Source organism: Streptomyces sp. NPDC090088, from assembly GCF_044747345.1.
Classification (GTDB): domain Bacteria; phylum Actinomycetota; class Actinomycetes; order Streptomycetales; family Streptomycetaceae; genus Streptomyces.
In genome coordinates this window covers 192,478-217,411 of the sequence record NZ_JBIVDZ010000012.1, presented here as the reverse complement: position 1 = coordinate 217,411, position 24,934 = coordinate 192,478, and the positions used below count along the sequence as shown (strand labels likewise).

At 73.8% G+C, this 24,934-nt stretch carries 26 protein-coding genes; 12 read left to right on the top strand and 14 right to left on the bottom strand.

All coding sequences use genetic code 11. From position 1 onward, the window contains the following. Positions 1 to 69: 69 nt before the first annotated feature. From ACIPSJ_RS45615 to ACIPSJ_RS45605, 3 genes are all read right to left on the bottom strand, one after another. Complete coding sequence (locus ACIPSJ_RS45615) at positions 70 to 657, bottom strand: hypothetical protein (protein WP_401355203.1); 588 nt, start codon at positions 655 to 657, stop codon at positions 70 to 72. Next, positions 654 to 2,093: a sensor histidine kinase gene (locus ACIPSJ_RS45610; RefSeq protein WP_401355457.1), complete on the bottom strand. Its 1,440-nt coding sequence runs from the start codon at positions 2,091 to 2,093 to the stop codon at positions 654 to 656. Before ACIPSJ_RS45610 ends, ACIPSJ_RS45615 begins: the two co-directional genes overlap by 4 nt. Before the next feature lie 62 nt (positions 2,094 to 2,155). Further along, positions 2,156 to 2,848, bottom strand: coding sequence for a response regulator transcription factor (locus ACIPSJ_RS45605; protein ID WP_359226224.1), 693 nt, complete (start codon positions 2,846 to 2,848; stop codon positions 2,156 to 2,158). A 139-nt stretch (positions 2,849 to 2,987) separates the two neighbouring features. On the opposite strand from ACIPSJ_RS45605, the gene ACIPSJ_RS45600 reads away from it, so the two are divergent. Then, positions 2,988 to 3,860 carry a DUF3152 domain-containing protein gene (locus ACIPSJ_RS45600; RefSeq protein WP_401355201.1) on the top strand — a complete coding sequence of 291 codons (873 nt, stop codon included), beginning with the start codon at positions 2,988 to 2,990 and terminating at the stop codon, positions 3,858 to 3,860. A gap of 94 nt (positions 3,861 to 3,954) precedes the next feature. On the opposite strand, the gene ACIPSJ_RS45595 is transcribed toward ACIPSJ_RS45600, so the two are convergent. Then, a complete protein-coding gene (locus tag ACIPSJ_RS45595; protein ID WP_355711605.1) occupies positions 3,955 to 4,344 on the bottom strand; it encodes a cold shock domain-containing protein in 390 nt (129 codons plus the stop codon). Between the two features lie 211 nt (positions 4,345 to 4,555). On the opposite strand from ACIPSJ_RS45595, the gene ACIPSJ_RS45590 reads away from it, so the two are divergent. After that, entirely contained in the window at positions 4,556 to 5,356 is an 801-nt protein-coding gene (locus tag ACIPSJ_RS45590) for an SAM-dependent methyltransferase (RefSeq protein WP_359226228.1), read from the top strand. Positions 5,357 to 5,381: 25 nt separating this feature from the next. Here the strand turns inward: ACIPSJ_RS45590 and ACIPSJ_RS45585 are convergent, their stop codons facing one another. The 4 genes from ACIPSJ_RS45585 to ACIPSJ_RS45570 form a co-directional block, all read right to left on the bottom strand. Further along, positions 5,382 to 6,635, bottom strand: coding sequence for a hypothetical protein (locus ACIPSJ_RS45585; protein ID WP_401355196.1), 1,254 nt, complete (start codon positions 6,633 to 6,635; stop codon positions 5,382 to 5,384). Further along, positions 6,632 to 7,768 (bottom strand): dolichyl-phosphate beta-glucosyltransferase, encoded by a 1,137-nt coding sequence (locus tag ACIPSJ_RS45580; protein WP_401355193.1) that lies wholly within the window; start codon positions 7,766 to 7,768, stop codon positions 6,632 to 6,634. Before ACIPSJ_RS45580 ends, ACIPSJ_RS45585 begins: the two co-directional genes overlap by 4 nt. An 82-nt stretch (positions 7,769 to 7,850) precedes the next feature. Next, complete coding sequence (locus tag ACIPSJ_RS45575) at positions 7,851 to 8,408, bottom strand: hypothetical protein (protein WP_401355190.1); 558 nt, start codon at positions 8,406 to 8,408, stop codon at positions 7,851 to 7,853. A 10-nt stretch (positions 8,409 to 8,418) separates the two neighbouring features. After that, positions 8,419 to 8,925, bottom strand: coding sequence for a SigE family RNA polymerase sigma factor (locus ACIPSJ_RS45570; protein ID WP_355711597.1), 507 nt, complete (start codon positions 8,923 to 8,925; stop codon positions 8,419 to 8,421). A 210-nt stretch (positions 8,926 to 9,135) separates the two neighbouring features. Between ACIPSJ_RS45570 and ACIPSJ_RS45565 the strand changes: the two genes are divergently transcribed. From ACIPSJ_RS45565 to ACIPSJ_RS45555, 3 genes are all read left to right on the top strand, one after another. Continuing rightward, positions 9,136 to 10,461, top strand: coding sequence for a hypothetical protein (locus ACIPSJ_RS45565; RefSeq protein ID WP_401355188.1), 1,326 nt, complete (start codon positions 9,136 to 9,138; stop codon positions 10,459 to 10,461). 136 nt (positions 10,462 to 10,597) lie between these two features. After that, positions 10,598 to 11,863, top strand: a complete 1,266-nt coding sequence (locus ACIPSJ_RS45560; RefSeq protein ID WP_401355185.1) for an AAA family ATPase — start codon at positions 10,598 to 10,600, stop codon at positions 11,861 to 11,863. After that, the gene (locus tag ACIPSJ_RS45555; protein WP_401355183.1) at positions 11,860 to 13,101 is read left to right on the top strand and encodes a VWA-like domain-containing protein; all 1,242 of its coding nucleotides are present in this window, start codon (positions 11,860 to 11,862) and stop codon (positions 13,099 to 13,101) included. The genes ACIPSJ_RS45560 and ACIPSJ_RS45555 overlap by 4 nt, the downstream gene beginning before the upstream one ends. Positions 13,102 to 13,135: 34 nt before the next feature. Here the strand turns inward: ACIPSJ_RS45555 and ACIPSJ_RS45550 are convergent, their stop codons facing one another. Next, positions 13,136 to 13,819 carry a transcriptional regulator gene (locus ACIPSJ_RS45550; RefSeq protein WP_401355180.1) on the bottom strand — a complete coding sequence of 228 codons (684 nt, stop codon included), beginning with the start codon at positions 13,817 to 13,819 and terminating at the stop codon, positions 13,136 to 13,138. A 110-nt stretch (positions 13,820 to 13,929) separates the two neighbouring features. Between ACIPSJ_RS45550 and ACIPSJ_RS45545 the strand changes: the two genes are divergently transcribed. Further along, positions 13,930 to 14,898: a threo-3-hydroxy-L-aspartate ammonia-lyase gene (locus ACIPSJ_RS45545; RefSeq protein ID WP_401355177.1), complete on the top strand. Its 969-nt coding sequence runs from the start codon at positions 13,930 to 13,932 to the stop codon at positions 14,896 to 14,898. A 382-nt stretch (positions 14,899 to 15,280) separates the two neighbouring features. Here the strand turns inward: ACIPSJ_RS45545 and ACIPSJ_RS45540 are convergent, their stop codons facing one another. Both ACIPSJ_RS45540 and ACIPSJ_RS45535 read right to left on the bottom strand, forming a co-directional pair. Then, on the bottom strand, positions 15,281 to 15,673 hold the full coding sequence (locus ACIPSJ_RS45540) for an SCO5389 family protein (RefSeq protein ID WP_393658621.1): 393 nt from the start codon (positions 15,671 to 15,673) through the stop codon (positions 15,281 to 15,283). A gap of 67 nt (positions 15,674 to 15,740) precedes the next feature. After that, complete coding sequence (locus ACIPSJ_RS45535) at positions 15,741 to 16,700, bottom strand: ATP-binding protein (RefSeq protein WP_401355174.1); 960 nt, start codon at positions 16,698 to 16,700, stop codon at positions 15,741 to 15,743. Between the two features lie 246 nt (positions 16,701 to 16,946). Between ACIPSJ_RS45535 and ACIPSJ_RS45530 the strand changes: the two genes are divergently transcribed. From ACIPSJ_RS45530 to ACIPSJ_RS45520, 3 genes are read left to right on the top strand one after another with little or no spacing between them, the layout of a single operon-like run. Further along, the gene (locus ACIPSJ_RS45530; protein ID WP_401355171.1) at positions 16,947 to 18,422 is read left to right on the top strand and encodes a purine-cytosine permease family protein; all 1,476 of its coding nucleotides are present in this window, start codon (positions 16,947 to 16,949) and stop codon (positions 18,420 to 18,422) included. After that, the gene (locus tag ACIPSJ_RS45525) at positions 18,419 to 18,985 is read left to right on the top strand and encodes a cysteine hydrolase family protein (protein WP_401355168.1); all 567 of its coding nucleotides are present in this window, start codon (positions 18,419 to 18,421) and stop codon (positions 18,983 to 18,985) included. Before ACIPSJ_RS45530 ends, ACIPSJ_RS45525 begins: the two co-directional genes overlap by 4 nt. After that, complete coding sequence (locus tag ACIPSJ_RS45520) at positions 18,982 to 19,692, top strand: Type 1 glutamine amidotransferase-like domain-containing protein (protein ID WP_401355165.1); 711 nt, start codon at positions 18,982 to 18,984, stop codon at positions 19,690 to 19,692. The genes ACIPSJ_RS45525 and ACIPSJ_RS45520 overlap by 4 nt, the downstream gene beginning before the upstream one ends. A 6-nt stretch (positions 19,693 to 19,698) precedes the next feature. On the opposite strand, the gene ACIPSJ_RS45515 is transcribed toward ACIPSJ_RS45520, so the two are convergent. Beyond that, entirely contained in the window at positions 19,699 to 21,114 is a 1,416-nt protein-coding gene (locus ACIPSJ_RS45515; protein WP_401355163.1) for a family 2B encapsulin nanocompartment shell protein, read from the bottom strand. A gap of 337 nt (positions 21,115 to 21,451) precedes the next feature. On the opposite strand from ACIPSJ_RS45515, the gene ACIPSJ_RS45510 reads away from it, so the two are divergent. From ACIPSJ_RS45510 to pqqB, 3 genes are all read left to right on the top strand, one after another. Next, the gene (locus ACIPSJ_RS45510) at positions 21,452 to 21,853 is read left to right on the top strand and encodes an SseB family protein (RefSeq protein ID WP_359217349.1); all 402 of its coding nucleotides are present in this window, start codon (positions 21,452 to 21,454) and stop codon (positions 21,851 to 21,853) included. A 50-nt stretch (positions 21,854 to 21,903) separates the two neighbouring features. Next, positions 21,904 to 23,016, top strand: coding sequence for a hypothetical protein (locus ACIPSJ_RS45505; protein WP_401355160.1), 1,113 nt, complete (start codon positions 21,904 to 21,906; stop codon positions 23,014 to 23,016). Between the two features lie 62 nt (positions 23,017 to 23,078). Beyond that, positions 23,079 to 23,969 carry a pyrroloquinoline quinone biosynthesis protein PqqB gene (pqqB, locus tag ACIPSJ_RS45500; RefSeq protein ID WP_359217354.1) on the top strand — a complete coding sequence of 297 codons (891 nt, stop codon included), beginning with the start codon at positions 23,079 to 23,081 and terminating at the stop codon, positions 23,967 to 23,969. 7 nt (positions 23,970 to 23,976) lie between these two features. Here pqqB and ACIPSJ_RS45495 read toward each other — a convergent pair whose 3' ends face one another. Both ACIPSJ_RS45495 and ACIPSJ_RS45490 read right to left on the bottom strand, forming a co-directional pair. Beyond that, positions 23,977 to 24,375 (bottom strand): MarR family transcriptional regulator, encoded by a 399-nt coding sequence (locus ACIPSJ_RS45495; RefSeq protein WP_365689056.1) that lies wholly within the window; start codon positions 24,373 to 24,375, stop codon positions 23,977 to 23,979. A gap of 84 nt (positions 24,376 to 24,459) precedes the next feature. Then, complete coding sequence (locus ACIPSJ_RS45490; protein WP_359217360.1) at positions 24,460 to 24,810, bottom strand: VOC family protein; 351 nt, start codon at positions 24,808 to 24,810, stop codon at positions 24,460 to 24,462. Positions 24,811 to 24,934 lie beyond the last annotated feature (124 nt).

Here is a 24,934-nt window from a genome sequence, read left to right as displayed (position 1 = left end):
TCGGCTTCCCGCGGACGGCCGGGGAACCGCGCGCGTACGTCAAGGGCCAGGCCGCCGCCTACGGGCCGGTCAGGTGGCGGGGCAGCGCGCGGAGGCGCCCCCGATGCGCCGGCCGTCCGCCGCCGTGACCGTCACCGGATCGGGTTCGGCATCGGGGGCGGCCACCCGCTGTGCCGCCTCGGCCGTACAGACGAGCTGCGCCGCCGCGAGCCGGGGATCGTCCACCTCGCGTGCGGACACCGAAAGTTCGACGGAGATCCGGTGGTCGCGGACCGTCACCGTCACGGTGTCCGCCGAGCCGGTCGCCTCCGGTACGGCGGAGGCCGCGCCGCCGGTGACCGGGACCGCGGGGACCGCCGTCGGCAGTCCGGTACGCAGCGGCAGCCGGGTGGTCAGCCCCTTGCCCAGCTCCGCGTCGGTCGGGCCGCGCAGCAGGTCCCGCAGCGCCGACTCGACGTCACCCGGCGCGTCGGTCCCGCGCCGGACCCCGACCAGGGCACCGTCCCGCACGAAGTACAGCCGCGTCATCGGCACGACCCCCACGGCGGGACCGCCCGCCTGCACCACACCGGTCGTGGGGATCCCGCACGAGGTCAGGGCGCACACCGCCACCGCCGGCAACAGCAGTGCGGAGCGGGCCCCGCGTCGCAAGGTCACCACTGGTCCTCCAGAGGGGGCTCGTCGGCCGGCAGGGGCAGCCGTACGGTGAAGACGGCACCCCCCTCGGGCCGGTTCGCGGCGCGGACGGTGCCGCCGTGCACCCGGACGTTCTCCGCGGTGATCGCGAGGCCCAGCCCGCTGCCCTCGGTGCGGGTGCGGGCGGCGTCCGACTTGTAGAACCGCTCGAAGACGTAGGGCAGTACGTCGTCCGGGATGCCCGGTCCGCTGTCCAGCACCTCGATCACCGCGACCCGCGCCCCACCGGGCTCCCCGGCCTCGTACAGGCGCAGGGTCACGGGCCGGGCGCCGTGCCGCAGGGCGTTGCCGACCAGGTTGGCGACGACGACGTCCAGCCGGCGCGGGTCGACAAGGCCGCGCAGGGCGGCGGGGGCCGGCAGGTCGGCGCCGATCAGGCCGGTCCAGGCGCGGGCGTCGAGCGTGCGCCGCAGCGACTCGGCGAGATCGATCTCGTCCAGGTGCGGTACGGCGGCACCCGCGTCGAAACGGGAGATCTCCATGAGGTCGTCCACCAGCCGGGCCAGCTTCACGGTCTCCTCGCTGATCAGGCGGACGGCGGTGGCGGTGTCCGGGTCCAGGCCGGCGGCGTCCTCGTCGAGGACGTCGGTGACGGCGGACATCGCGGCGAGCGGGGTGCGCAGTTCGTGCGACACGTCGGCGGCGAACCGCCGGGCCCGGGCCTCCATGCCGCGCAGCTCGGCCACCGACTTCTCCAGCGCGGCGGCCGTCTCGTTGAACGTGTGGGACAGATCGGCGAGTTCGTCGGACCCGTCGACGGCGAGCCGGGTGTCGAGGTGCCCCTCGGCGATGCTGCGGGTGGCGCGGCGCAGGGCCCGTACCGGGCGCAGCACCCCGCGCGCGGCGAGCAGCGCCAGCAGCACGGCGAGCGTCAGCGCGGGCACGGCGGCCCGTTCGGCGGCGGTGACCAGGGCGTCGACGTAGGCGCGTTCCGTGGTCTGCGGCACCGTCAGGAAGACATGGATCCCCGAGGCGTACACGCCCGTGGCGGGGGCCTCGGCGAAGGTGACCGACATGCCGACGACGAGCGCGGTGCGGTCGCCGACGGCCACCCGCTGGAAGACGGTGGCCATGCTGGACTCCACGGACCCGCGCAGCGCGGGCGTCAGCTCCTGGAAGGGGTCGCCCTGGACGGAGGTGGCGCTCAGATCGCCGTACGTGACCAGGACCCGCCAGCTCCCGGAGGGGTCGGCGCGGGCCACGTCCGCCGCGAGCCGCCCCACTTCCCCCTGGCCGGGCGGGAAGACGACGTCCGGGGCGAGGCGGCCGACCTGGGCGCGCAGCTGCTGGATCACCGCGTCCTGGCTCTGCTGGAGCACGCCGGTGCGGGCCTCGCGGAAGGTCAGGGCGCCGGTGGTGGCCGCCGTGACGGCGGCGACGAGCGTGAAGGCGAGCACCAACCGGACCCGCAGACCGCGCAGTTGGGGGAGCCGGGGACGCCGGGGGAGCCGGGGGCCGCTCACCGCGCCGCGAACCGGTAGCCGAAGCCGCGCACGGTCTGGATGTACCGCGGCTCGCGCGGCGGCTCGCCCAGCTTTGCGCGCAGCCGCCGGACGCAGGCGTCCACCAGCCGGGCGTCCCCGTGGTAGCTGTGCTCCCAGACCGCCTCCAGCAACTGCTGACGGCTGAACACCTGGCCGGGTGAGGCGGACAGCAGGAGCAGCAGCCGGAGTTCGGACGGGGCGAGCGGGACCGGTTCGCCGCCGCGGGTGACCGAGAGCCCGGCCCGGTCGACGGTCAGGTCCCCGTAGGCGTCGATCTTCGGGATGCCGCCGTCCGCGGGCGGGCCGCCAGCGCGGCGCAGCACCGCGCGGATCCGGGCCTCCAGCACCCGCGCCCGCACGGGCTTGACCACATAGTCGTCGGCGCCCGCCTCCAGCCCGACGACGATGTCCTCGTCGTCGCCGCGCGCGGTCGCCATGACGATCGGCAGGGTCGGGTCGAGGGCGCGGATCCGTCGGCACACGTCCAGTCCCGGCAGCCCGGGCAGCATCAGGTCCAGCACCACGACGTCCGGCCGGAAGGACCGTACCCGCTCCAGCCCGTCCTCCCCGGTCGCGACGGCGGCGGCCTCGTGGCCCTGGCGGCGCAGGGCGAGGGCCACCCCCTCCCGCACGGCACGGTCGTCTTCGATCAGCAGAACGCGTGGCATGCGCTCAGTATCCGCAGGGGATCCGCACAGCTGTGCGTTTGTTACGGGATGATCATATAGTCGCGCGCCATCCTGTCCGTTATCTTTTCGTTATCATTTGCGCCAGGTCCGATCACATTCCGATCACAGCCTGACGGTCATGACCACGCGTACCGCACGTTCCTCCCGTGGCCGTCGCCGCGGCGGCTCCTCGCACGCCGTCGCCCGCGGACGGTCGTACAAGGGTCCGCTCTGGGGAGCCCTGGCCGCGCTGACCGTCCTGGGTGCCGCCGGGTTCGTGGCCGTGGACGCGGGCTCGTCCGGTACGGGCGTCCGGAGCGGGCCCACCGAGCGGGCCCGCGCCGGCCGTTTCGGCTCCACCGCGCCGACGTCCGCCCCGCCCACCGCCTCCGCCTCGGCCTCCGCCTCACCGAGCCCGCACACCTCGCCCACCCCCACACCCGACATCCCGGCCACGGGGCCCGGCACGTTCATCACCGCGGCCGGCGGCAGCGGTGCGGTCGGGTCGGGAACCGTCCTGCGCTACCGGGTGGACGTCGAGACCGGTATCAACCTGCCGCCCACGGACGTCGCCCGGCAGGTCGACCGGATCCTGGCCGACCCGCGCGGCTGGACCGCCGACGGCCGCTCGGCCTTCGAGCGGGTGTCGAGCGGTCCGGCCGACTTCGTGGTCCGGGTGGCCACCCCCGGGACGGTGGACAAGATCTGCGGACAGTACGGGCTGGACACCGGAGGCGAGGTCAACTGCGACGTGGCGAAGAACGTCATGGTGAACCTCCGGCGCTGGCTGCTGGCGACCCCCGTCTACGCCCACCGGGTCAAGGACTACCGGGCCCTGATCATCAACCACGAGGTCGGCCACTTCCTCGGCCACGGCCACGTCGGCTGCCCCGGCGCGGGGCGGCCGGCCCCCGTGATGATGCAGCAGATCAAGGGCATGCACGGCTGCCTGCCCAACGTCTGGCCGTACGACGACCGGGGACGGTACGTGACCGGGCCGGCCGTGTCCTGACCCCGGCCCTCCCGGGACGACCGCCCCGGAACGCTCACGGCACCGACGCCCAACGCCCGTACATCCGCGCTGTGTTGGGTGTGCTGTGGGCGGGTCAGCCCTCGATCCAGCCGTGGTTCTTCGCGAACTGGGCGAGCGCGCCCCGGACCCGCACGATCTCCTCGGCGGTGAGCGTGGGCGCCGACGCCAGCAGCGTCTCGGTGACCTCGCGGGTGAACTCCTCCGCGCTGAGCAGGTCGCACAGCGAGTCGTCGTCCGGGCCGAGCGTCCTGACGTCGGCGCCGCGGGCGAGCCGCACGCCGGACGCCTTCGGCCCGCGCTCACCGGCCTCGATCTCGAACTCCACCGCCACACCGGGGCGGACGTACGACTCCGACATCTGCATGTCGTTCACATGGAGGAAGACGTCCTCCCCGCCCCCGTCCGGAGCGATGAACCCGTACCCGCGCGAGCTGTCGAACCGCACCACACGACCAGTGACCATGCGAAACCCCCAACCAAACCAAACCGGGCCACCTGCCCGGACACCTGGGCCCGATGGTAGTCAAGACGGCCCCGGCCGGGCGACTCCCCCCACCGTCAGCGACTCGCGCGGCAGGGGAACTCGGTGCGCGGACACCGAAGTTGATGTGTAAAGCTGTCGCCAGCCGTCGGTGGGCCAAGGGGAGCCGGGGCGGTCGTTGAGAGGAGCGCACGTGACGCAGGACGGCATCGGGTCCGTGGAGATCGACACCAGCAAGCCGCATCCGGCCCGGATCTACGACTACCTGCTGGGCGGCAAGGACAACTACGAGGTGGACCGCAAGGCAGGCGACCAGCTCGCCTCCGTCGCCCCCGAGGTCTGGATCTCCGTACGGGCCAACCGCGGTTTCCTGCAGCGGGCGGTCCGGCATGTCATCCAGAGCGGCGTCCATCAGATCCTCGACGTCGGCACCGGGCTGCCCACCTCGCCGAACGTGCACGAGATCGCCCAGGAGCTGGCCGCGGACGTCCGCGTCGCCTACGTCGACAACGACCCGATCGTGAAGGCCCACGGCGACGCGCTGCTCAGCCGGGCCGGTACCACCAGCATCGTCCTCGCCGACCTGCGCGACCCGCGGTCCGTCGTGGACCACCCCGAGGTCCGCCGGATCATCGACTTCGGGCAGCCGGTGGCCCTGTTCCTGGTCGCCATCCTCCACTTCGTCCGGGACGAGGAGGAGCCCGAGCGGATCGTGGCCACCCTGCGCGACGCCCTCCCTCCCGGCAGCTTCCTGGTGCTCTCGCACGCCACGGACGACTTCGCCGACGACCGCAGCGACGCCCAGGCCGTCTACAACAACGCGACCGCGACGATGAACCTGCGCCCCCGCGCCCGCATCGAGGGGTTCTTCGAAGGGTTCGAGCTGGTCGAACCCGGCGTGACCCAGGTCCCGTTCTGGCGTCCGGACGCCACCCCGCCGGAGGGGTCCGAGCAGATCGGCTTCTACGGCGGCGTGGCGGTCAAGAAGGGCTGAGCCGTCGCTGGGCCGGGCGCGGCCGCTAGGGCACTCCGAGCTCGAACAGGGCGTAGCCCGCGTACGAGCCGGAGGCCAGTGCCGCCAGGCCCAGCACAAGGCACAGGCAGGGAAGGCTGATCCGGCGCAGCGCCACCGCGAGCGGCACGAACAGCGGGAAGGCGGGCAGCAGATAGCGCGAGACGTTCGCGAAGTACTGCTGGCTGCCCAGCACCAGGGCCAGGGTGAGCACCGTGTGGACGACCAGCACCGCCGGCGGCCGCAGCCGGAACAGCAGCGGCAGCAGCGCGAGGTCCAGCAGGACGACACCGACCCCGATGACGTCCGCGAAGGGGAGCGCGAAGAGATACGAGAAGTGGCCGACGGGGACGGACGTCAGGACGTCCAGGGTCTGCCTGCCGTAGTCGAACTCGTGCCCCCACGCGCCTGATTGCAGCCTGAAGTAGCCGCCGTAGTCGCCCATGCGGTGGCCCACCCAGCCCAGGTAGCCGAGCAGGCCCAGCGGGGCCACGAGCAGGGCGGTCAGCGGACGGGCGACGCCGTCCTCGCGGCGGCGCAGCGCGAGCAGCGCGGCCAGGGCGAGCGCGGCGATCAGCGCGACCGCGGTGGGCCGGTTGAGACCGGCGGCGAAGGCGAGGACACCTGCGGTGAGCCAGCGGCGGGTCAGCACGGCGTACAGGGCCCAGGCGGCGAGCGCCACGTACAGCGAGTCCGAGTACACCGCCCACTCCACGCCGGAGCCCGGCCACACGGCCCACAGCCCGGCCGCCGCCAGCCCCGCCCGCCCGCCCCCGAACCATTCGGCGACCGCGAAGATCCCCAGCGCCGCCGCGAACGAGGCCACCACCGACACCAGCAGTCCGGCGCCGAACGGGCCGAGCCCCGTGACCTCCATCGCCACCCGCATCAGCGCCGGGTAGAGCGGGAAGAACGCCGCCGAGTTGCCCTGCAGGGTGATCAGGCCGGTGGCGCCGGGGACCGGGACCAGCGCGGGGTGGTAGCCGTGCAGGGCGATCTGCTGGTACCACCAGCCGTCCCAGGTGCCCAGCACGTCCCAGACGTGCGCGCCGCCGCCGAAGCGCGGATGCTTCCTGCGGAAGTCGCCGGCCGAGTCCAGCAGATACATGAACGAACCGAAGCCGACGAGCTTCAGGGCGCCGTACATCGCGAGCGCCGGGCCGTAGCGGCGGATGCGCTCCCGGAAGCCGGGCACTTCCGGAATCCCGGGGGCGGGTGTCGCGGTCAGTGCCGGGAGCGGGGTGTCCAAGGGGGTCGTCATGGGGCCGTGCGCTCCGTCCGGTTCCGCCCGGACGCCGACCGCGCCAGGACGAGGGACAGGACGAGGGAGAGGACGAGGGACAGGTGGACGGCGGCGAGCACGGCGAGTTCGGTGCGGTGTCCGGTGGTGGGCACCGCGTGCCGCAGGGCGGCGAGCGCCCCGGCGGTGAGGGCCAGCCGGGTGGCCAGGGCGGGCGGCGGGAGCGGGCCGAACACCGTCTGCCCGGCGACCCAACAGGCCAGCAGCGCGAGGGCGTTGGCCACCTGCGCGCCGGCGGCCGGGCGCAGTGCCGCGTACAGGAGGAGGTGGGTGAACGCGATGAGGGCCGCCGGTGCCAGGAACGGCCGTCCCCGGCGGGGCAGCGCGCCCCGGGCCAGCTCGCGTCCCAGCCGCGCGATGCCGCGCAGGTCGGCGAGGGCCGTGGACAGCAGCGCGACCCGGCTGTCCGGGTCGTCCACCCAGTCGACCGGCACCTCGTGGATCCGCAGCCCGGCCCGCTCCGCGACCACCAGCAGCTCGGTGTCGAAGAACCACGCGGAGTCCCTTACCAGCGGCAGGAGTTGCTCCGCCGCCTCCCGTCGTACGGCCTTGAACCCGCACTGCGCGTCCGAGAAGCCCACGGACAGGGTGCAGCGCAGCAGGACGTTGTAGCAGCGGGAGATCACCTCCCGCCGGGGCCCGCGCACCACCCGGGAGCCGGGCGCCAGCCGGGTGCCGACGGCGAGGTCGGAGTGGCCCGAGAGCAGCGGGGCGACGAGCGGCAGCAGCGCCGTGAGCCCGGTCGACAGGTCCACGTCCAGATAGGCGACGACCGGCGCCGACGAGCCCGACCAGGCGGCCCGCAGCGCCCGGCCGCGCCCCTTCTCGGCCAGCCGGATGAACGCCACCTCGGGCAGCTCGGCCGCGAGCCGCGCCGCGATGTCCGGGGTGGTGTCGGTGCTGGCGTTGTCGGCGACGGTGATCCGGAAGGGGTACGGGAACGTGTCCCGCAGATGGGCGTGGAGCCGACGCACGCTCGGCGCCAGGTCCCGCTCCTCGTTGAACACCGGGACGCACAGGTCGAGGACCGGGTCGTCGGGGTGCGGGAGGGGCGTCGAGGCCGCGATCGGCAAGGTGACCTGAGGGTGCTTCATGGCGTTTTTTCGCATTCGTTCTCGATTTCGGGGCATGCCGAGGGCACGCCCGGCGAAGGGGTGGGGGACGGGGGACCGCCGGCTAGCCGGCCGAGCCGGTCGAGGCCGACGCCCCGCCCGACGGGTCGGATCCCTCGGTCACGGGCGCCGACGGCGGTGACGTGGTGGCGGTGTCGCTCCCGGACGTGCCCCGCGTGGCGCCCCCGGTCGTGCCCGGGTCCGGGGTCGTCGTCGCGGACGGGGTCGACGAGGAAACGGCCGTGTACCCGTGGGTGGCCGACGGGATGTCATCGGGCGTGGACGAGTTCGTGGGCGGTGGGGCCGAGGTCGTGGCGCCGGAGGACGGTGCGCCGGGGGAGGGGCCCGGCGCCGGAGCCGTGGTGGTGCCGGGACCGGGGCTGACGGCGGGCCGCGGGTGGGGCGCGCTCGGCTCGTCGCGGGCGTCCGCGTGGGGCCACAGGAAGAGCCCCAGGCCGAGCCCCGCGACCGCGAGGACACCGCCGGCCGCCCGCCGGGCCGCCCGGGCGCGGCGCCGCGCCCGCACCCCGGCCCGCAGCCGGTCCCGGTGCCGGGGCTGGAACGCCGTCGTCTCCCGGTCGTCCTGCATCAGCCGCGTCAACTGCCGTTCGAAGTGATCCATGACCTCCCCCTCAGCCGACCGGCTCGATGACGTCCGACAGCAGCTCCCGCAGCCGGGCCACTCCGCGCGCCGCGTGCGAGCGGGCGGTGCCCACCGGGCACCCCAGCACCTCGGCGACCTGCCGGTCCGGCAGGTCCTGGTAGTAGCGCAGGACGACCGCGGCCCGCTGACGCGGGGTCAGCAGCGCCAGCGCGGCCTCCAGCCGGGACCGCTCGGCGACGAGCGCCGACATGTCACCGGCCGCCGCGACCTCGGGCAGCTCCTCGACGGGGCGCTCGCCCCACCACCGCCGCCGCGCGGAGCGCGCCGCCGCCCGGGCCAGCACCTTGCGGACGTACGCCTCCGGCGCCTCGTCGGCGATCTTCGGCCAGACGAACCACAACCTGACCAAGGACTCCTGCAACAGATCCTCGGCCCGATGCCGATCGCCACCGGTGAGCAGACGGGCCAGATGGAACAACCCCGACCAGCGGGCCGCCACGAACTCGTCGTACTCACCGGCCCGAGCCTGCTCCATTCCCACGGTCCCCGCTCTCCCCGGCTGCCTACACCTGGGAAAAGGCCCTGGAGCCCGCGGAACGCTGCACTCGATGAGGGTGATCCGCATCACGCGCGGACCGGGGCCGTAATTGGCTCGCCGACGGGGGCGGGGACGTCGTACGCTCCCCGTGATGACCACTCACTCTGTTCACAGAATGGGGGTCCCGTCCGCGCAAGGTGAGTGCTGATGGCCACTCATCCCGCGCACGGGGACACCCGTCTCTCCCTCTGGCAGCGTGTACGCGAGTTCGCCGTACCGCCCGCCATGATCGATACCGCGACCGCCCGCCGGACCGCCGGGGACTGGGCGGGCGCCTGTGCCGCCGCCGGCTTCGACGTCGATCTCGACCTGCGCCTCCTGGCCCGCACTTGGGGCCGGGACGTGGTGCGGCGGATCCGGGCCGACCTGCGGGGGCTCGCTCCCGACCTGCTGCGCTGGCATCTGCCGAGGGTCGCCCCCGACGGGCTGCTGCGGCCCGGGCTGACCGTCGCGCTCGCCCGCCACGACGTCGGCGACAGCGCCCTGTTCTTCGTCGCCCGGACACCGCCGGCCTGGGCGGACGCCGGGCAGCGGATCAGCCTGGCGCTCTGGGACGGCACACCGGGCGGGCCCGCCGCCAGGGGGCATCCGCACCCGCGGCCCAGCCGGCGGTTCCGCTTCGACCTGCACCGCCACCTCTGGCACGCGGGCGCCGCCGGCGACCTGCGGACCCGCTCCGGCGCCGACCAGCCCTCCGACGGCGAACCGTCGCCGTGCGCCACCGGCCGCTGGGCGGACGAGGCCCGGATCGTGCTGCGCGCCGAAGGACGGGACAGCGGAGGCGTCGTCGTGCGCCTGGGCGGCAGGCAGCGGCTAGCTCTGCACGTCGCGGCGGACGGAACGACGACCACCGGCACCGGCGACAAGGACACCGGCGCGCTGCCCGTGCTGCCCGACGCGGCGACCTGGATCCTCCCCGATCTGGAACTGCTGCGCGCCGGACTGATCGACGCCGACCGACTGCACCCGCTGGTCGCCCCGGCACTCGTCCCCGGTCATGTTCCGGGTGCCCGCGACCGGAGCCCGGACCCGGCCGGGCAGGCCCGCCTCGTGAAGTGCCGGGGTGCCCGGCACCGGATCGGCCTGGTCGACGGGGTGCTGTCCCCGCTGGACCACTCCCCGGACGAACTGCGGCGCGAGGAACTGCTGTTGGCGTTCGGCGGCCCGCCGCTGCCCTGTCTGCGGGTCATCGACGCGGCACACCGCCGCCCGGACTGCCTCACCGGCGTCCGCGAACGCCTCGACCACGGGGACATCGCCGGCGCGCTCGCCGTCGTGGAAGGACTGCTCGGCCCCGAAGCCGTCCTGCGCGACGGCCCGTTGAAGGACGAACTGGAGTCGGCGGCGCGACGGCGCATCGACTACGGCCTCTACCGGGCGGGCCTCGCCGGTTCCCGCGACGCCCCCGTCCGCACCCGGCACCGCGAGCGCCACGACCCGCGGCTGGGCCCACGCCCCGCCGGCCGGCGCTGAACCACACCCCTTTGCTTTCTCGCACCCCTTTGCTTCCTCGCACCCCCTTGCTTCCTCGCACCCCCTTGTTTTCTCGCACCTCCATGCCTTGCCTTCTCGCACCCCTTTGCCTTCTCACACCCCAAGGTGATCAGACATGCCCACCCAGATGACCGACCAACTCGCCGTCGCGGACTCCCTGTTGACCCTGCTCGGCGACTCCTCCACCGAATCTCGCACCGACATCCAGCTGGAGGCGCTCACCCTCGCCGTCGCCGCTGACCTGCCCGTCCTGCTGTGGGGCGAGCCCGGCATCGGCAAGACCGCGGCCCTCACCCAGCTGGCCGAGACCCTCGAACTGCCGCTGACCACCGTGATCGCCAGCGTGCACGAGCCGTCCGACTTCTCCGGGCTGCCCGTCGTGGGGGACGACCCCGCCGTCCAGGGCGTCCCGATGGCCCCGCCGGACTGGGCGATCCGGCTGGTGAAGGCCGGCCGGGGCCTGCTGTTCCTCGACGAACTGTCCACCGCGCCACCGGCCGTCCAGGCCGCCCTCCTCCGGCTGGTCCTGGAGCGGCGCGTCGGCGCCCTGCGGCTGCCGCCCGGCGTACGGATCGTGGCCGCCGCCAACCCTCGTTCCTCCGCGGCCGACGGCTGGGAACTGAGCCCGCCGTTGGCTAACCGTTTCGTGCACCTGCAGTGGGCCCACGACCACGAGGTCGTCGTACGCGGCCTCGGCGGCACCTGGCCCCGGGCCGTCCTGCCCCGGCTCGACCCCGAACGGCTGCCCGCCGCCGTGGACTTCGCGCGCCGCGCGGTGTGCGGCCTGCTCGCCACCCGCCCCACCCTCGTGCACCGCCTGCCGAGCGGCGAGGTCCGCCGGGGCGGCGCCTGGCCGTCGCCCCGCAGCTGGGACATGACCCTGCGCCTGGTCGCCTTCGCGCACGCCGCCGGATCCTCCCGGGACGTGCTCTCCCTGCTGGTCAGGGGCACGGTCGGGGACGGCCCGGGGCTCGAACTCCTGGCGAGCGTCGACCGGTTGGAACTCCCCGACCCCGAGACCCTGCTCGCCGACCCCGGCGCCGCCGAGCTGCCCGAACGCGGCGACCTGCGCCAGGCCGTCCTCGACGGCGTGGTCGCCGCGGTCCGCGAACGGCCGGACCGGGCCCGCTGGGAGGCGGCCTGGGCGGTACTGGTCCGCGCGCTGGACACCGGAGCCCCCGACCTGGTGGTCGTCCCCGCCACCACCCTGGCCGCGCTCCGCCGCGACGACTGGGACGTCCCGGCGGAGATCGAGCGGCTGGCCGGGGCCGTGTCCGTGTCCCGGCGCGCCGACCGGGCCGCCGACCGGGTCACGGGCCGGGCCGCCGAGCGGGTCACGGGCCGGGCCGCCGAGCGGGTCACGGCGAAGGCGGGCCGATGACCGTGGACCCGACCCGGGCACTGGACCTCGACAAGCTCTACGCCGCCCGGCTGCAGGCCGCCCGGGCCCGCCCCTACCTGGCGACGGCCCTGTTCGCCCTGCACGTCGTGGAGTCGCGCCAGGTGCCGACCATGGCCGTCGACACCCACTGGCGGTGCTACGTCTCGCCCGCGTTCGTCGACCTGATGCCGGAGGAGGACCTGGCCGGGGTGTGGGTGCACGAGGTGTCGCACCTGCTGCGCGAGCACCACGCGCGCAGCGACCGGGTCGCCCGGGAACGCGGCCTGACCGGCGCCGGCGAACGGCTCCGGATGAACATCGCGGCGGACCTGGAGATCAACGACGACGCCTACGGCGACGGGCTCGTCCAGCCCCGGGGCGCCGTCCGGCCGCACATGCTGCGGCTGACCGAGGGGCAGCTGATGGAGGACTACCTGCGCGAGTTCCGGCTCGGACCGCTGACCCGGGACATCGCCTGGCTGGACTGCGGCAGCGGCGCCGACGGCCGGGCCCGGGAGTGGGACCTGGGTCCCGACGGCGCGCACGGCCTGAGCGACCAGGAACGCGACGGGGTCCGGTTCCGGGTGGCGCAGGCCATCACCGGCCGCCCGGGCAGCGCCCCGCAGGGCTGGCGGCGCTGGGCGGAGGAGGTTTTCCACCCACCCCAGCCCTGGCGGGAGCTGCTGGGCGCCGCCGTCCGCTCGGCGACCTCCGCCGCGGGCGCCGGCGACGACTACAGCTACGGCCGCCCCTCGCGCCGCTCGGCCGGCCTGCCCGGGGTGGTCCTGCCGAGCCTGCGCCGCCGCCCGCCCCGGGTCGCCGTCGTCATCGACACCTCCGGCTCGGTCAGCGACGCCGAACTGGGCGGCGCCCTGCTGGAGGTGGCCGCCATCGCCCGCGCCGTCGGCGGCCGTCGCGACCTGGTCAGCGTGGTGTCCTGCGACGCGGCCGCCCGGACCGCGCATCCGCTGTGCCGCGCGGAGGGGATACCCCTGGTGGGCGGCGGCGGTACCGACCTGCGCGCGGGCTTCGCCAGAGCGCTGCGCGGCCGGCCGGCACCGGACGTGGTGGTGGCCCTCACCGACGGGCAGACCCCCTGGCCCGAGGCCCAGCCCCCGTGCCGCACGGTGGTCGGGCTGTTTCCCCGGCCGTACACCGGCACGGCGCACCGCGAGTCCGACCCCGACTACGTACCGGACGCACCGCCCGCCTGGGCCCGGGTCGTAGAGATCGGGTGACGCCGCCGGTCGGTGTGACGGGCCCCGGGGGCGGTCAGTCGGTGCGGGTCGCGGACAGGTAGGTGTAGGCGGAGGCCCGGGAGATGCCGAGGCGGGCGGCGACCTGCTGGACCGCTCCGCGCACCGCGAAGACGCCCTGCCGGTCGAGGTCGTGGAAGAGCTCCAGGCGTTCGGCGCGGGTGAGTTGGTGCCAGGGCTTGTTCTGGCGGAGCTGGCGGGCGTCGACGATCGAGTCCAGTACGGCGGTGATGTCGTCGCCGAAGGTCGTGGTGGGCGCCGTCTCGGGAACAGTGGTGACCCCGGCGAGACCGCCGAGCAGGGTGTGCGCCTGGCTCACCGCCGTGACGTCGAGGTTGACGCACAGCGCTCCGAACGCCGTACCGGCCGAGTCGCGCAGCACCATCGTGGAGGACTTGACCAGCTTTCCGTCCCGGGTGCGGGTGAGGTAGTTCAGCTCGTCGGCCGCCTCGTCCCCGGCCGCCAGCAGCTTCATGCCGATCTCGCTCATCGACCCGCCGACCCCGCGGCCGGTGACCGACCCGGCGAGGGCGACCACGGACCGCTCCGGGCGCCGGAAGTCGTGGATCACGACCTCGCAGAAGGAGCCGAGAGTCGCCACGATGCCGTCGACGACCGGGGCCAGCGCCGCGATGATCGCGTCCTGCTCGGCGCGCGCGCTGGCCTCGCCGCCCGCCGCCGCTGCCGGTCCGTGTGCCATGGATACCCCCGCCAGGGTCGGGTCTGGACTTCCTGTCCAGATGATAGACAATAATTCCAGACGACCGACGCCCATCCGGTGCCCGCCGGCGCCCGGAACGGAGGACGAAGATGACCGACACCCCGCCCGTGACCCTCCAGGACGTGCGCGACGCGGCCGCGCGGATCGAGGGAGTGGCCCACCGCACCCCCGTGCTGCGTTCGCGCACCCTGGACGAGCTGGTCGGTGCCGAGGTCTTCCTGAAGTGCGAGAACCTCCAGCGCATCGGCGCGTTCAAGTTCCGGGGCGCCTACAACGCCGCGTCCCGGCTCTCCGCCGCGCAGCTGGCCAAGGGCATCGCCGCGTACTCCTCCGGCAACCACGCCCAGGCCGTCGCCCTCGCCGCCCGCGAACTCGGCACCACCGCCGTCATCGTGATGCCCGAGGACACCCCGCGCGCCAAGCTGGAGGCGACCGCCGGCTACGGCGCGGAGATCGTGACGTACGACCGCTACACCGGCGACCGGGTCGCGATCGGCGAGGCCCTCGCCGCCGACCGCGGACTCGCGCTCATCCCGCCGTACGAGCACCCGCACGTCATCGCCGGACAGGGCACGGCCGCTCTCGAACTCATCGAGGAGGTCGGCGAGTTGGATGCCCTGGTGGTGCCCGTCGGGGGCGGCGGGCTGATCGCGGGCAGCGCCACCGCCGCCAAGGGGCTGCTGCCCGGGATCCGGGTGGTCGGGGTGGAGCCGGAGGCCGGCGACGACACCCGGCGGTCGCTGGCGGCCGGGCACCGGGTGTCGATCCCGGTGCCGAGGACCATCGCCGACGGTCAGGCGGCCGACATCCCCGGCGAGCTGACCTTCTCCGTCAACCGGCGCCTGGTGGACGACATCTCGCTGGTGAGCGACGACCAGATCCGGGACGCGATGCGGTTCGCCTTCGAACGCCTGAAGACCGTCGTGGAGCCGAGCGGCGCCAGCGGCCTGGCCGCGCTGCTCGCCCACCACGTGACGCCGCTGCCGCGCCGGATCGGGGTCGTCCTGTCCGGCGGCAACGTGGGCGCGGAGCGGTTCGCCGAGATCATCGCGGGCTGACGGGCGCAGGAGGCGGGCACAGGAAAGGGTGGAGGCACCCCTGAAGGGGTGCCTCCACCCGGTGCCTCCTGCCGCGGGCCCTCGGCGCAGCCGTAGATCACAGACATCGTGCTCAGAACGGTGGTGTCGGCGCCGGACGCCTTGCCCGCGCCCTCCTTCTCGGCCACCGGGCCGAGGACCGCCACCGCCGCCGACCTTGTCCGTGATCGGGCCGGCCATCCGGGGCACGAACATCGGCGTCAGCGTCCAAACGGGGGCCCGGGGCATGGTCTGGAGGTACTGGGCGAGCAGCAGGGGTCACAGAGCTTCCCCCGCCGGCTCGTTGACCTGCTGGACGGTCCGCCGGGCCGCCCTCGTGCAGCCGCCCGGCGGCGCGGGCGGCTCAGCAGTCGCGGAACTCCGGTGACTGGTTGAGGATCTGCGAGCGCGCCGAGGTGAAGCGGGTGTGCGTCTCCCCACCCCGTGCCCCGGACGGGAACACCGCGACCCGGTGGCAGTTCTGGAAGGCGAGGGCGACTCCGAAGTGCCGTTCCAGACTGCCCCGGATCGCGTCGGAGGACAGCGCCCGCAGCAGCTGCCCGCGCTCCCGCTCCGAGGGCGGCGGGGTCTGGTTGTCGGCGAACTCGGCTGTCCCGCCCCGCAGTTCGGTGGTCAGCCGGGCGATGAGGTCGTACGCGTACGGCAGGGACGTACGGACGGTTTCCACGAAGTCCTCTTCCCGCACCGAGCCGTTCTCGGCTTCGGCGAGCAACTGCGGGGAGACGTCGAGCGACATGGGGCGATGGCCCTTTCTTGTTGGGGGGGGGGGGGATTCAGGCGCGGTCTGTAGGGGAGGTTCGGATTCAGGCGTAGGCGGGCAGCGCAGCGGGCCCGTGCCGGAACTCCGGGTCGACCTGGTCGGCCAGGTTCTGGCCGGTGGCGGCGTCGGCCCAGGCGGTGGCGTTGCGCAGATGGAACTCCACGGCATGCCGCTGGAAGACGTCCCAGTCCTTGCCGCGCGCGTCCACGGCGGCCCGCAGTCGGTCCAGGGCCCGGGAGTTGTCCGGCTCCAGCGCACCGCCCGCGCGGCCCTGCTCCTGGGCGCGGACGTGCGGCGACAGCCCGCAGTGGGCCAGCAGGTCGTCGCCGACCCGCTCGCGCAGGAAGGCGAGGTCGTCCGCGCCGGTCACCTTGTTGCCGACCACGGCGACCGGGATCCCGAACTCGGCCGCGTGGTCCCGGTACTGGCGGTACACGGACAGGCTCTTGCGGGTCGGCTCGACCACCAGGAACGTCATGTCGAAGCGGGTGAACAGACCGGAGGCGAAGGCGTCGGCGCCCGCCGTCATGTCGACGACCACGTACTCGCCCGGCCCGTCCACCAGATGGTTGAGATACAGCTCCACCGCGCCCAGCTTGGAGTGGTAGCAGGCCACCCCGAGGTCGCTCTCGGCGAACGCCCCGGTGACCATCACCGGCACCCCGCCAACCTCCTGGACGTGGTGGGAGTGCACCTCGTCCTCGCCCAGCAGGCGCAGCAGCCGGGAGCCGCGTCCGGGCGGGGTCGTCTTGACCATGGCCTCCCGGGACGTGATCCGCGGGTTGGTGCCGCGCAGGTAGTCCTTGATCTCGCCGGTCCGCGCGCTGAGTGGCGGCGCGCCGAACGCTTCGTCCTCGTCGAGGCCGAGGGCGTGGGCCAGGTGCTGGTTGATGTCGCCGTCGATCGCGACGACCGGCGCGCCGGAGAGCGCCAGATGCCGGGTGAACAGGGCCGACAGGGTGGTCTTGCCGCTGCCGCCCTTCCCGACGAAGGCCACGCGCATCGCTAGCCGCCCCTCCTGTTGAAAATGGATTTCATGACCATAGGTTGGAGCGGGGCCCGGGCGGTGTCAAATCGACGTGGGCCAATCGGGTTGCCCGCTCCCACCGTTGACGGAGCCGCGGCTCCCGGCGGATGCGCCGGCCGTGTCCGGGCCCGGCGCACCCCGCCGCCGCCTGATCAATTACCTTGACCCCCGAGATCGGCCGACCTAGCCTCCAGCCAACACACCTGGACGGATGGGCCGACGATGGCGGACACACGGGAACCCGGCAGACAGCTCCAGGTCGAGACCCACGGGCTCGACGTGATCGGCGACGCCGACCGCAAAGGCACCCCGCGCACCCTGTTCTGGCCGTGGTTCGGCGCCAATGTCTCCGTTTTGGGACTGAGCTACGGCGCCTTCGCGCTCGGCTTCGGCATCTCCTTCTGGCAGGCGCTGGCCGCCGGAGTCCTCGGCATCCTCGCCTCCTTCCTGCTCTGCGGCTTCATCGCGGTCGCCGGAAAACGCGGCTCGGCGCCCACGATGGTGCTCAGCCGCGCCGCCTACGGAGTCCGCGGCAACCGGCTGCCCTCGGTCGTCTCCTGGGTGCTCACCGTCGGCTGGGAGACCGTCCTCATCGCCCTCGCCACCATGGCCACCGCGACCGTCTTCACCCGGCTCGGCTGGGGCGGCGGCACCGAGACCGAGGTGGTCGCCCTCATAGTGGTCTGCGCCCTGACCGTGGTCGGCGGGGTGATGGGCTTCGACCTGATCATGCGGCTGCAGACCGTGATCACGGTGATCACCGGCGTGCTCACGATCGTCTACGTCGTCCTGGTCGCCGACCACATCCACTGGGCCACCGTCAGCGCCGTCCGGGCCGGCTCCGCCCAGGAGTTCATCGGCGCGCTGGTGTTCATGATGACCGGCTTCGGCCTCGGCTGGGTCAACGCGGCCGCCGACTACTCCCGCTACCTGCCCCGGACCTCCTCCAGCAGAGGCGTGATCGGCTGGACCACCTTCGGCGGCTCCGTCGCCCCGCTCCTCCTGCTGCTCTTCGGCCTCCTGCTCGCGGGCTCCTCCCCGGCCCTGGACAAGGCGATCGCCGCCGACCCCATCGGCGCGCTGACCACCATCCTCCCCACCTGGTTCCTGGTCCCCTTCGCGGTCGTCGCCGTCCTCGGCCTGGTGGGCGGCGCGGTCCTGGACATCTACTCCTCGGGCCTCGCCCTGCTCTCCGCGGGCCTGCCCGTGCCCCGCTACCTGGCCGCCCTGGTCGACGGCGTCCTGATGATCGCCGGCTCGGTCTACATCGTCTTCTTCGCCGACGACTTCCTCGGCCAGTTCATGGGCTTCCTGACCACCCTCGGCGTGCCGATCGCCGCCTGGTGCGGCGTCATGCTCGCCGACCTGACGCTGCGCCGCCGCGACTACGACGAGGCGGACCTCTACCGCCCCGCCGGCCGCTACGGCGACGTACCGCTCCCGCCGCTGCTCCTCACCCTCGCCGCCACCGCGCTCGGCTGGGGCCTGGTCACCAACACCGCCGCGAGCTGGCTGACCTGGCAGGGCTATCTGCTCGGCCCGCTCGGCCTCGGCGGCAAGTCCGGCGCCTGGGCGTACGCCAACCTGGGTGTCCTGGCCGCCCTGGCGCTCGGCTTCCTCGGCACCCTGGCCCTGGCCCGCGGCCGGGTCCGCGCCCAGGAGGCCGAGCCCGCGAGCGCACCGATCACGGCCGTATGACCGCCCCGCCCGCCCCGGCCGGCCTGCTGGCCGTCATCGACATGCAGCACGTCTTCGCCGACCCCGGCGGCCCCTGGGCCGCCCCGCGCTACGCCCAGGCTGCGGCGGGCGTACGACGCCTGCTCCCGGCCTTCGCGCACCGCACCGTCTTCACCCGCTTCGTCGCCCCCGAGCACCCCACCGGCGCCTGGCAGGCCTACTACGAGCAGTGGCCCTTCGCGCTCCAGCCCCCGGACGCCGAACTCTGGCGCCTCACCGACGACTTCGCCGAGCAGGCCGAAGTCGTCCTGGACGCCCCCACGTTCGGCAAGTGGACCCCCGGACTCGCCGCCCTCACCGCCCCGCACGGCCGACTGGTCCTCACCGGCGTCAGCACCGACTGCTGCGTCCTGTCCACCGCCCTCCCGGCCGCCGACGCCGGGATCGAGGTCGTGGTCGTCGCCGACGCCTGCGCGGGAGCGGACGACGACTCCCATGCGAAGGCGCTGCACCTGATGGACCTGTACCGCCCGTTGATCCGGGTGACGACGGTCGCCGACCTCCTCGGCGAGCCGGGCCCATGACCGGCCGGCTGATCCTGCTCGGCGGCGGCTTCTCCACGGACGACGACGGCCTCCTCGACGACTGGACCCTCGCCCACGCCCGTGTCCGCCGCCCCCGCGTCTGCTTCCTGCCCACCGCCGGCGGCGACGCCGAGGCCTACGTCGAGCGGTTCCGCGCCTGCTTCGGCCCGCGCACCGACTGCGAACCGTCCGTACTGCCCCTGTTCCGCAGAGAGTTGGACGACTCCGCGCTCCGCGACCACCTGCTGGCCCAGGACGTCGTGTACGTCGGCGGCGGCAACACCGCCAACCTGCTCGCCGTCTGGCGCGCGCACGGCGTGGACCGGTTGCTGCGCGAGGCCTACGCGGGCGGGACCCTGCTGTGCGGCATCAGCGCGGGCGCCAACTGCTGGGCCGAGGGCTCGCACACCGACTCCTTCGGACCGCTCACCCACCTGCCCGACGGACTCGGGCTGCTGCCCGGCTCCGTCTGCCCGCACTACGACGGCGAGCCGGGCCGACGGCCGTCCTACCGGCAGGCCGTGGCCCGGGGACGGCTGCCCGCCGGGTGGGCCCTGGACGACGGGGCGGCCGCGCTCTTCACCGACGGGGAGCTCACCGAGACGGTGAGCCGGGTGCCCGGCGCCCGCCTGTACCGGGTGTCGCCGGACGGCTCGGGCGGGGTCCGGGAGCGGCCCGAGCCGAGCCGGCTGCTCGCCCCGGGGTGAACCGGCTCAGTCCCGGCGCGACACCTCCACGTTCTCCAGCACACCGAGGGCGTCCGGGACCAGGACGGCGGCCGAGTAGTAGGTGCTGACCAGGTAGGAGATGACCGCCTGCTCGTTGATGCCCATGAAACGGACGTTCAGGCCCGGCTCCACCTCGTCCGGCAGACCCGTCTGGAAGAGGCCGACCACACCCTGGTTCTCCTCGCCGACACGCATCGCGATGATGGAGGAGGTACGGGCCCGCGAGACCGGGATCTTGCCGCAGGGCAGCAGCGGGACACCGCGCCAGGCCGGCAGATGGTGGCCGTTGAAGTCCACACCGCCGAAGTACAGGCCGCGCTTGTTGCACTCCCGGCCGAACGCGGCGATCGCCCGCGGATGCGCGAACAGGTGGGTCGTGTCGCGGCGCATGCCGAGCAGTTCGTCCAGGTCGTCAGGGGTCGGCGGACCCGAGTGGGTGGAGATCCGCTGGTCGTAGTCGGCGTTGTGGAGCAGCCCGAAGTCCCGGTTGTTGACCAGCTCGTGCTCCTGGCGCTCCCGCAGCACCTGCACGGTGAGCCGGAGTTGCTGCTCCGTCTGGTTCATCGGCTTGTTGTAGAGGTCGGCCACCCGGGAGTGCACCCGCAACACGGTCTGGGCCACGCTCAGTTCGTACTCGCGCGGATCGAGCTCGTAGTCCACGAAGGTGTGCGGGATGTCCGGCTCGCCGACATGGCCCGCGCTCAGCGCGACCTCCGCCTCGCCGAAGGCGTTGGTGCCCCGGTGCCCGTCCAGACCCGCCAGCTCCACGTGCGCCCGCAGATCGGCGTGCTGTCCCGCCACCTCCAGGTACGCGGTGTGCGGCAGCGCCAGCACGGTCGTGGCCGTCGCCGCGCGGGCCGTGAAGTCCCAGGCGCCGTAGGGCCCGGCGAGCACATGGCCGCCGAAGGCGTCGCCGTCCGCGAGGAGTCCGACGACCGCCTCGTCGCCGTACGGGCCCTCGCCGATCTGCTCCACCTTGCCGTGCGCGATCAGATACACATGGTCGGCAGGCCGCCCGGCCGACACGATCACCTGCCCCGGCGTGTACTCCCGCTGCTCGAACCGGGCCGCCAGCGCCTGCAGCGCGGTGCCGTCCTCGAACCCCCGCAGCAACGGCAGTTCGCCCAGCTCGGCGGGGATCACGCCGACCTGCGACCCGGTCCGTACGAAGGTCACCCGGCCGTCGCCGACCAGGTACGACAGCCGGCGGTTGACCCGGTACGTGCCGCCGGGCACGTCCACCCAGGGCAGGGTGCGGGTCAGCCACCGGGAGCTGATCTCCTGCATCTGGGGTTCGGACTTGGTCGTCGTCGTGAGGTTCCGCGCCGCGGCGGTACCGAGGCTCTGCTGCTCCCGCTCCTCGGCGTCCGCCGCGGGTGCCGTACCGGTCTCGACCGACATGACTTTCCTTCTCTCCTGTCGCACGGGTGACGGAACGCATGCGGACCGTCACCTTCCGCGGCTACCCCTACCCCCGGACACGCGCGGGGAGTGCCGCCCGGGGACGGAGCGCGAGGCACGTGCCACCGGGAACTGCCTCCGCACCACCCCCCGTTCCGCCACGGCCACCCGGTCGGGCGGTTTCCGGCCGGGACACCGCCGCGACCGCCCTCGTAAGCCCCCGAGGGCCCCGGTGGTCCCGGCGCATGCCCCGGCCCGGACCGGGTACGCGTGCCGTGGCCGCCCGGCGCCCTGCCGGACCCCGCGGCCCGTACCACCACCTACCTGGGGATCTGCCATGGAGACACCCGCACACGACGACATCCCGACGCCGGCCCAGCGGGCGCTCGACACGCTGGCCGTGAACGCCGAGGACCGCACCGCCCTGGACACGCTCGCGCACAGCGACGTGCTGGTCCCGGTGCCGGACGACGCCGGGGAGACCGCCGACCCCGCGATGATCGCGCTGCCCGTCCTGGAACGGTCCGACGGCGACCCCGTCGTCCCCGTGTTCACCTCGGAGGGGGAGCTGACCGGCCTGCTGCCGACGGTCTCCCGGTACCGGATCGTCCCGCTCGGCGCGCTCGCCTCGCAGTGGCCCGAGGAGAACCTCTCCCTCGCCATCGACGGCAGCTCGGCGCACGCCCTGACGCTCACCTCGGAGGGAGTGCGCACCCTGCTCGCCCGGCCGGCGGGCTGACCCACGGTCTCCGGTCACCGGAAGTCCGCCGTGCGGGCCAGAATGGCGCCATGGAATGGATCTCCGGGGTGGCCGGAGGACTGGTACTGATCGCGGTCCTGCGCAGCATCCTGCGCACCCTCGTGGTCCCCAGGGGCCTGTACTCCGTGCTGGTGTACCGGCTGTGGTCGACCCTGCGCCGGATGCTCTGCCTGGTCGCGCACCGGGGCGGCTACCGCGCCATCGACCGGGCCCAGACCTGGCTCGCCCCGCTGATGCTGATCGGCATGCTCGCCGCCTGGCTGGGCGGGGCGTTCCTCGGCTTCGGGATGCTGCTGTACGCGTTCTCCCCGCTGTCCTGGAGCACCGCGTTCCGGGAGGCCGGCTCCAGCCTGTTCACCCTGGGCTTCGCCAGCGGCGCCCGGCTGCGGCTGTCCGTGCTGGACTTCGTGGCCGCCGCCACCGGCCCCGTCGTCATCGCCCTGCAGATCGCCTACCTGCCGACCCTGTACGCCGCGTACAACCGCCGCGAACTGGAGGTCACCCTCCTGCAGTCCCGGGCCGGCGAGCCCGCCTGGGGCCCGGAGATCCTCGCCCGGCAGTGGCTGGTCGACACCGAGACGGCGCTGCCCGAGCTGTACCGGTCCTGGGAGCGGCTGGCCGCGGACATGGGGGAGAGCCATGCCACCTACCCGGTGCTGCTGGCCTTCCGCTCGCCCCGCCCCTACCGCAGCTGGCTGGTCGGCCTGATCGCCGTCATGGACGCGGCCGCCCTCCAGCTGGCGCTCGCCCCGCGCACCGCCCCGCCGGAGGCCCGGCTGGTGCTGCGCGCCGGCTTCACCGCGCTGCGCGACATCGCCGCCTCCGTCCGGGCGGCCTACGACACCGACCCGGCCCCGGACACCCCCATCCAGCTGACCTACGAGGAGTTCGAGGCGGCCGTGGCCATGCTGGAGAAGACCGGCTTCCACGCCGAGCGCGCCACCGCGGACGCCTGGCCGCACTTCCGCGGCTGGCGGGTCAACTACGAGGCCGTCGCCTACGACCTGTGCCGCCGCTGCGACGCCGTACCGGCGATGTGGACCGGACCGCGCGACTTCGCGTCGCAGCCGATCCCGCCACTGCGCCCGGTGGACCGGCAGCCTTCCGAAGGACGGCCGGAAGTTCCCCCCACCCGCGGGTAGCGCGGGCCGTCCTGAGGGAAGATCCCAGCAGGGACCGGGGAGACCGAGAGGGGCGGATCGTCGTGAGGGTCGTCCTGCTGGGCACCGCCGCAGGCGGCGGTTTTCCGCAGTGGAACTGCGCCTGCGGGCTGTGCGCCGCCGCCCGGGACGGCAAGCTGCCCTCCCGCGGCCAGGAGTGCGTCGCCCTGACCGGCAACGGCCGGGACTGGTGGCTACTGAACGCCTCCCCGGACATCCACGCCCAGCTCACCGCCACCGCCGCCCTGTGGCCGGGACCGGGCGCCCGGGACACCCCGCTGCGCGGTGTGCTGCTCACCGACGCCGAGGCCGACCACGTCACCGGCCTGACCGTGCTGCGCGGGGCGCCGGACCTCAAGGTCTACGCGGCACCGCCGGTCCTGACGGTCCTGGCCCCGGTCCGCGCCGCCCTCGACCGCTACGCCCCCTGGCAGTGGGCCGACAGCATGGCGGACGGCGGCTTCGTACTGGCCGGCGGCCTGGTCGTCACCGCCCACCCGGTCGGCGCCAAGACCCCCAAGTACGTCCCGGCCGCGCTCGCCGAGGCCGACGGCCGCTGGGTCACCGCCTACCGCATCGAGGACCTGGCCACCGGGGGAGTCCTGCTCTACGCCCCCTGCGTCGGCGCCTGGAGCGACACCCTGGACGAGCTGTGCGCGGAGGCCGACTGCGTCCTGCTGGACGGCACCTTCTTCAGCGCCGACGAGATGGGCACGGCGGTCCGCTCGGGTCCCGGCCAGGCGGCCATGGGCCATCTCCCGGTCTCCGGCCCGCACGGCAGCCTGGCCGCGCTGGCCAGGCATCCCCGAACCCGCCGGATCTACACCCACCTCAACAACACGAACCCGCTGGTCGACCCGGCCTCCCGGGCCCGCGCCCAGGTGGCGCGGGAAGGCGTCGAGGTCCCCCCGGACGGCATCGAGTTCCTGCTCTAGCCGGCCCTCAGCCGACCGGACCCGCCAGCATCCGCTCCAGCGCGGCCCGCTGCAGCGGCCGTACCTCGGCGTGCAGGCCGCGCCCCTTCGCCGTCAGCGCCACCCACACGCCCCGCCGGTCCTCGACACAGACCGACCGCTCCACCAGGCCGTCCTTCTCCAGTCGCCCGATCAGGCGGGACAGCGCGCTCTGGCTCAGATGGACCCGTCCCACCAGGTTCTGCACCCGGCAGTGGTCCCCCTCGGCGGGCGACTCGGTGGCCAGCAGATCGAGCACCTCGAAGTCGCTCGCACCCAGCCCGTAGGGATGCAGCACCCGGTCGATCTCGCACATCGTGCGCGCGTGCACCGACAGGATGTCCCGCCACTGTTCCTCGAGCCGGGCCTCGGCCGTCTTGACTGCCATACCCGCACCGTAGCACCGATCCAGCCAATCGTTGAGTGTGCAACTAGTGCGGGTGCAAGCAGTCTTCCGGCGGCGGTACGACGCTCAGGCCACCGGGTCCTGGAGCAGCCCCACCATGTTGCCGTCGGCGTCCTTCACCGACGCGACCAGCCGCCCGTTGCCGACGTCCCGCGCGTCCTGCACCAGCTCCGCCCCCGCCGCCACCAGCGCCGCGAGCCGCTCCCGCAGATCCGTCACATGCCAGAACGGCGTCGGCCCCGTCAGCCCCTGCGCATGCCCGTTCGGGTCCAGCCCGACATCCTGCCCGGCGGCCTTGTACCCGATGTAGTAGGGGGTGTCGGCGTACGGCTCGACGCCCAGCAGCGCACCGAACACGGCCTTGGCCTGCTCCGCGTCCTTCACGGGGTAGATGATCGTCTGGATGCCTGCGGTCATGGGACCTTCTCCTTGTGCCGAGCCGGGTCCGACGGTTTCCTCGTCGGTGATCCCACGCTAGGCCGGGGCAGTCGCCGGCGGCTTCTCCAATCCTGACCGGTTGCGCCCCGAAGGGGCGCGGGGC

What these genes read in the sequence shown, in the direction of transcription:
- ACIPSJ_RS45490 (WP_359217360.1), bottom strand. Translation starts at nt 24,810, where the DNA reads ATGACCGCAGGCATCCAGACGATCATCTACCCCGTGAAGGACGCGGAG.
- ACIPSJ_RS45570 (WP_355711597.1), bottom strand. Translation starts at nt 8,925, where the DNA reads ATGGAGCAGGCTCGGGCCGGTGAGTACGACGAGTTCGTGGCGGCCCGC.
- ACIPSJ_RS45525 (WP_401355168.1), top strand. Translation starts at nt 18,419, where the DNA reads ATGACCGCCCCGCCCGCCCCGGCCGGCCTGCTGGCCGTCATCGACATG.
- ACIPSJ_RS45580 (WP_401355193.1), bottom strand. Translation starts at nt 7,768, where the DNA reads ATGAAGCACCCTCAGGTCACCTTGCCGATCGCGGCCTCGACGCCCCTC.
- ACIPSJ_RS45535 (WP_401355174.1), bottom strand. Translation starts at nt 16,700, where the DNA reads ATGCGCGTGGCCTTCGTCGGGAAGGGCGGCAGCGGCAAGACCACCCTG.
- ACIPSJ_RS45605 (WP_359226224.1), bottom strand. Translation starts at nt 2,848, where the DNA reads ATGCCACGCGTTCTGCTGATCGAAGACGACCGTGCCGTGCGGGAGGGG.
- ACIPSJ_RS45565 (WP_401355188.1), top strand. Translation starts at nt 9,136, where the DNA reads ATGGCCACTCATCCCGCGCACGGGGACACCCGTCTCTCCCTCTGGCAG.
- ACIPSJ_RS45515 (WP_401355163.1), bottom strand. Translation starts at nt 21,114, where the DNA reads ATGTCGGTCGAGACCGGTACGGCACCCGCGGCGGACGCCGAGGAGCGG.
- ACIPSJ_RS45495 (WP_365689056.1), bottom strand. Translation starts at nt 24,375, where the DNA reads ATGGCAGTCAAGACGGCCGAGGCCCGGCTCGAGGAACAGTGGCGGGAC.
- ACIPSJ_RS45555 (WP_401355183.1), top strand. Translation starts at nt 11,860, where the DNA reads ATGACCGTGGACCCGACCCGGGCACTGGACCTCGACAAGCTCTACGCC.
- ACIPSJ_RS45505 (WP_401355160.1), top strand. Translation starts at nt 21,904, where the DNA reads ATGGAATGGATCTCCGGGGTGGCCGGAGGACTGGTACTGATCGCGGTC.
- ACIPSJ_RS45600 (WP_401355201.1), top strand. Translation starts at nt 2,988, where the DNA reads ATGACCACGCGTACCGCACGTTCCTCCCGTGGCCGTCGCCGCGGCGGC.
- ACIPSJ_RS45510 (WP_359217349.1), top strand. Translation starts at nt 21,452, where the DNA reads ATGGAGACACCCGCACACGACGACATCCCGACGCCGGCCCAGCGGGCG.
- ACIPSJ_RS45595 (WP_355711605.1), bottom strand. Translation starts at nt 4,344, where the DNA reads ATGGTCACTGGTCGTGTGGTGCGGTTCGACAGCTCGCGCGGGTACGGG.
- ACIPSJ_RS45585 (WP_401355196.1), bottom strand. Translation starts at nt 6,635, where the DNA reads ATGACGACCCCCTTGGACACCCCGCTCCCGGCACTGACCGCGACACCC.
- ACIPSJ_RS45575 (WP_401355190.1), bottom strand. Translation starts at nt 8,408, where the DNA reads ATGGATCACTTCGAACGGCAGTTGACGCGGCTGATGCAGGACGACCGG.
- ACIPSJ_RS45520 (WP_401355165.1), top strand. Translation starts at nt 18,982, where the DNA reads ATGACCGGCCGGCTGATCCTGCTCGGCGGCGGCTTCTCCACGGACGAC.
- ACIPSJ_RS45560 (WP_401355185.1), top strand. Translation starts at nt 10,598, where the DNA reads ATGCCCACCCAGATGACCGACCAACTCGCCGTCGCGGACTCCCTGTTG.
- ACIPSJ_RS45550 (WP_401355180.1), bottom strand. Translation starts at nt 13,819, where the DNA reads ATGGCACACGGACCGGCAGCGGCGGCGGGCGGCGAGGCCAGCGCGCGC.
- ACIPSJ_RS45530 (WP_401355171.1), top strand. Translation starts at nt 16,947, where the DNA reads ATGGCGGACACACGGGAACCCGGCAGACAGCTCCAGGTCGAGACCCAC.
- ACIPSJ_RS45540 (WP_393658621.1), bottom strand. Translation starts at nt 15,673, where the DNA reads ATGTCGCTCGACGTCTCCCCGCAGTTGCTCGCCGAAGCCGAGAACGGC.
- ACIPSJ_RS45545 (WP_401355177.1), top strand. Translation starts at nt 13,930, where the DNA reads ATGACCGACACCCCGCCCGTGACCCTCCAGGACGTGCGCGACGCGGCC.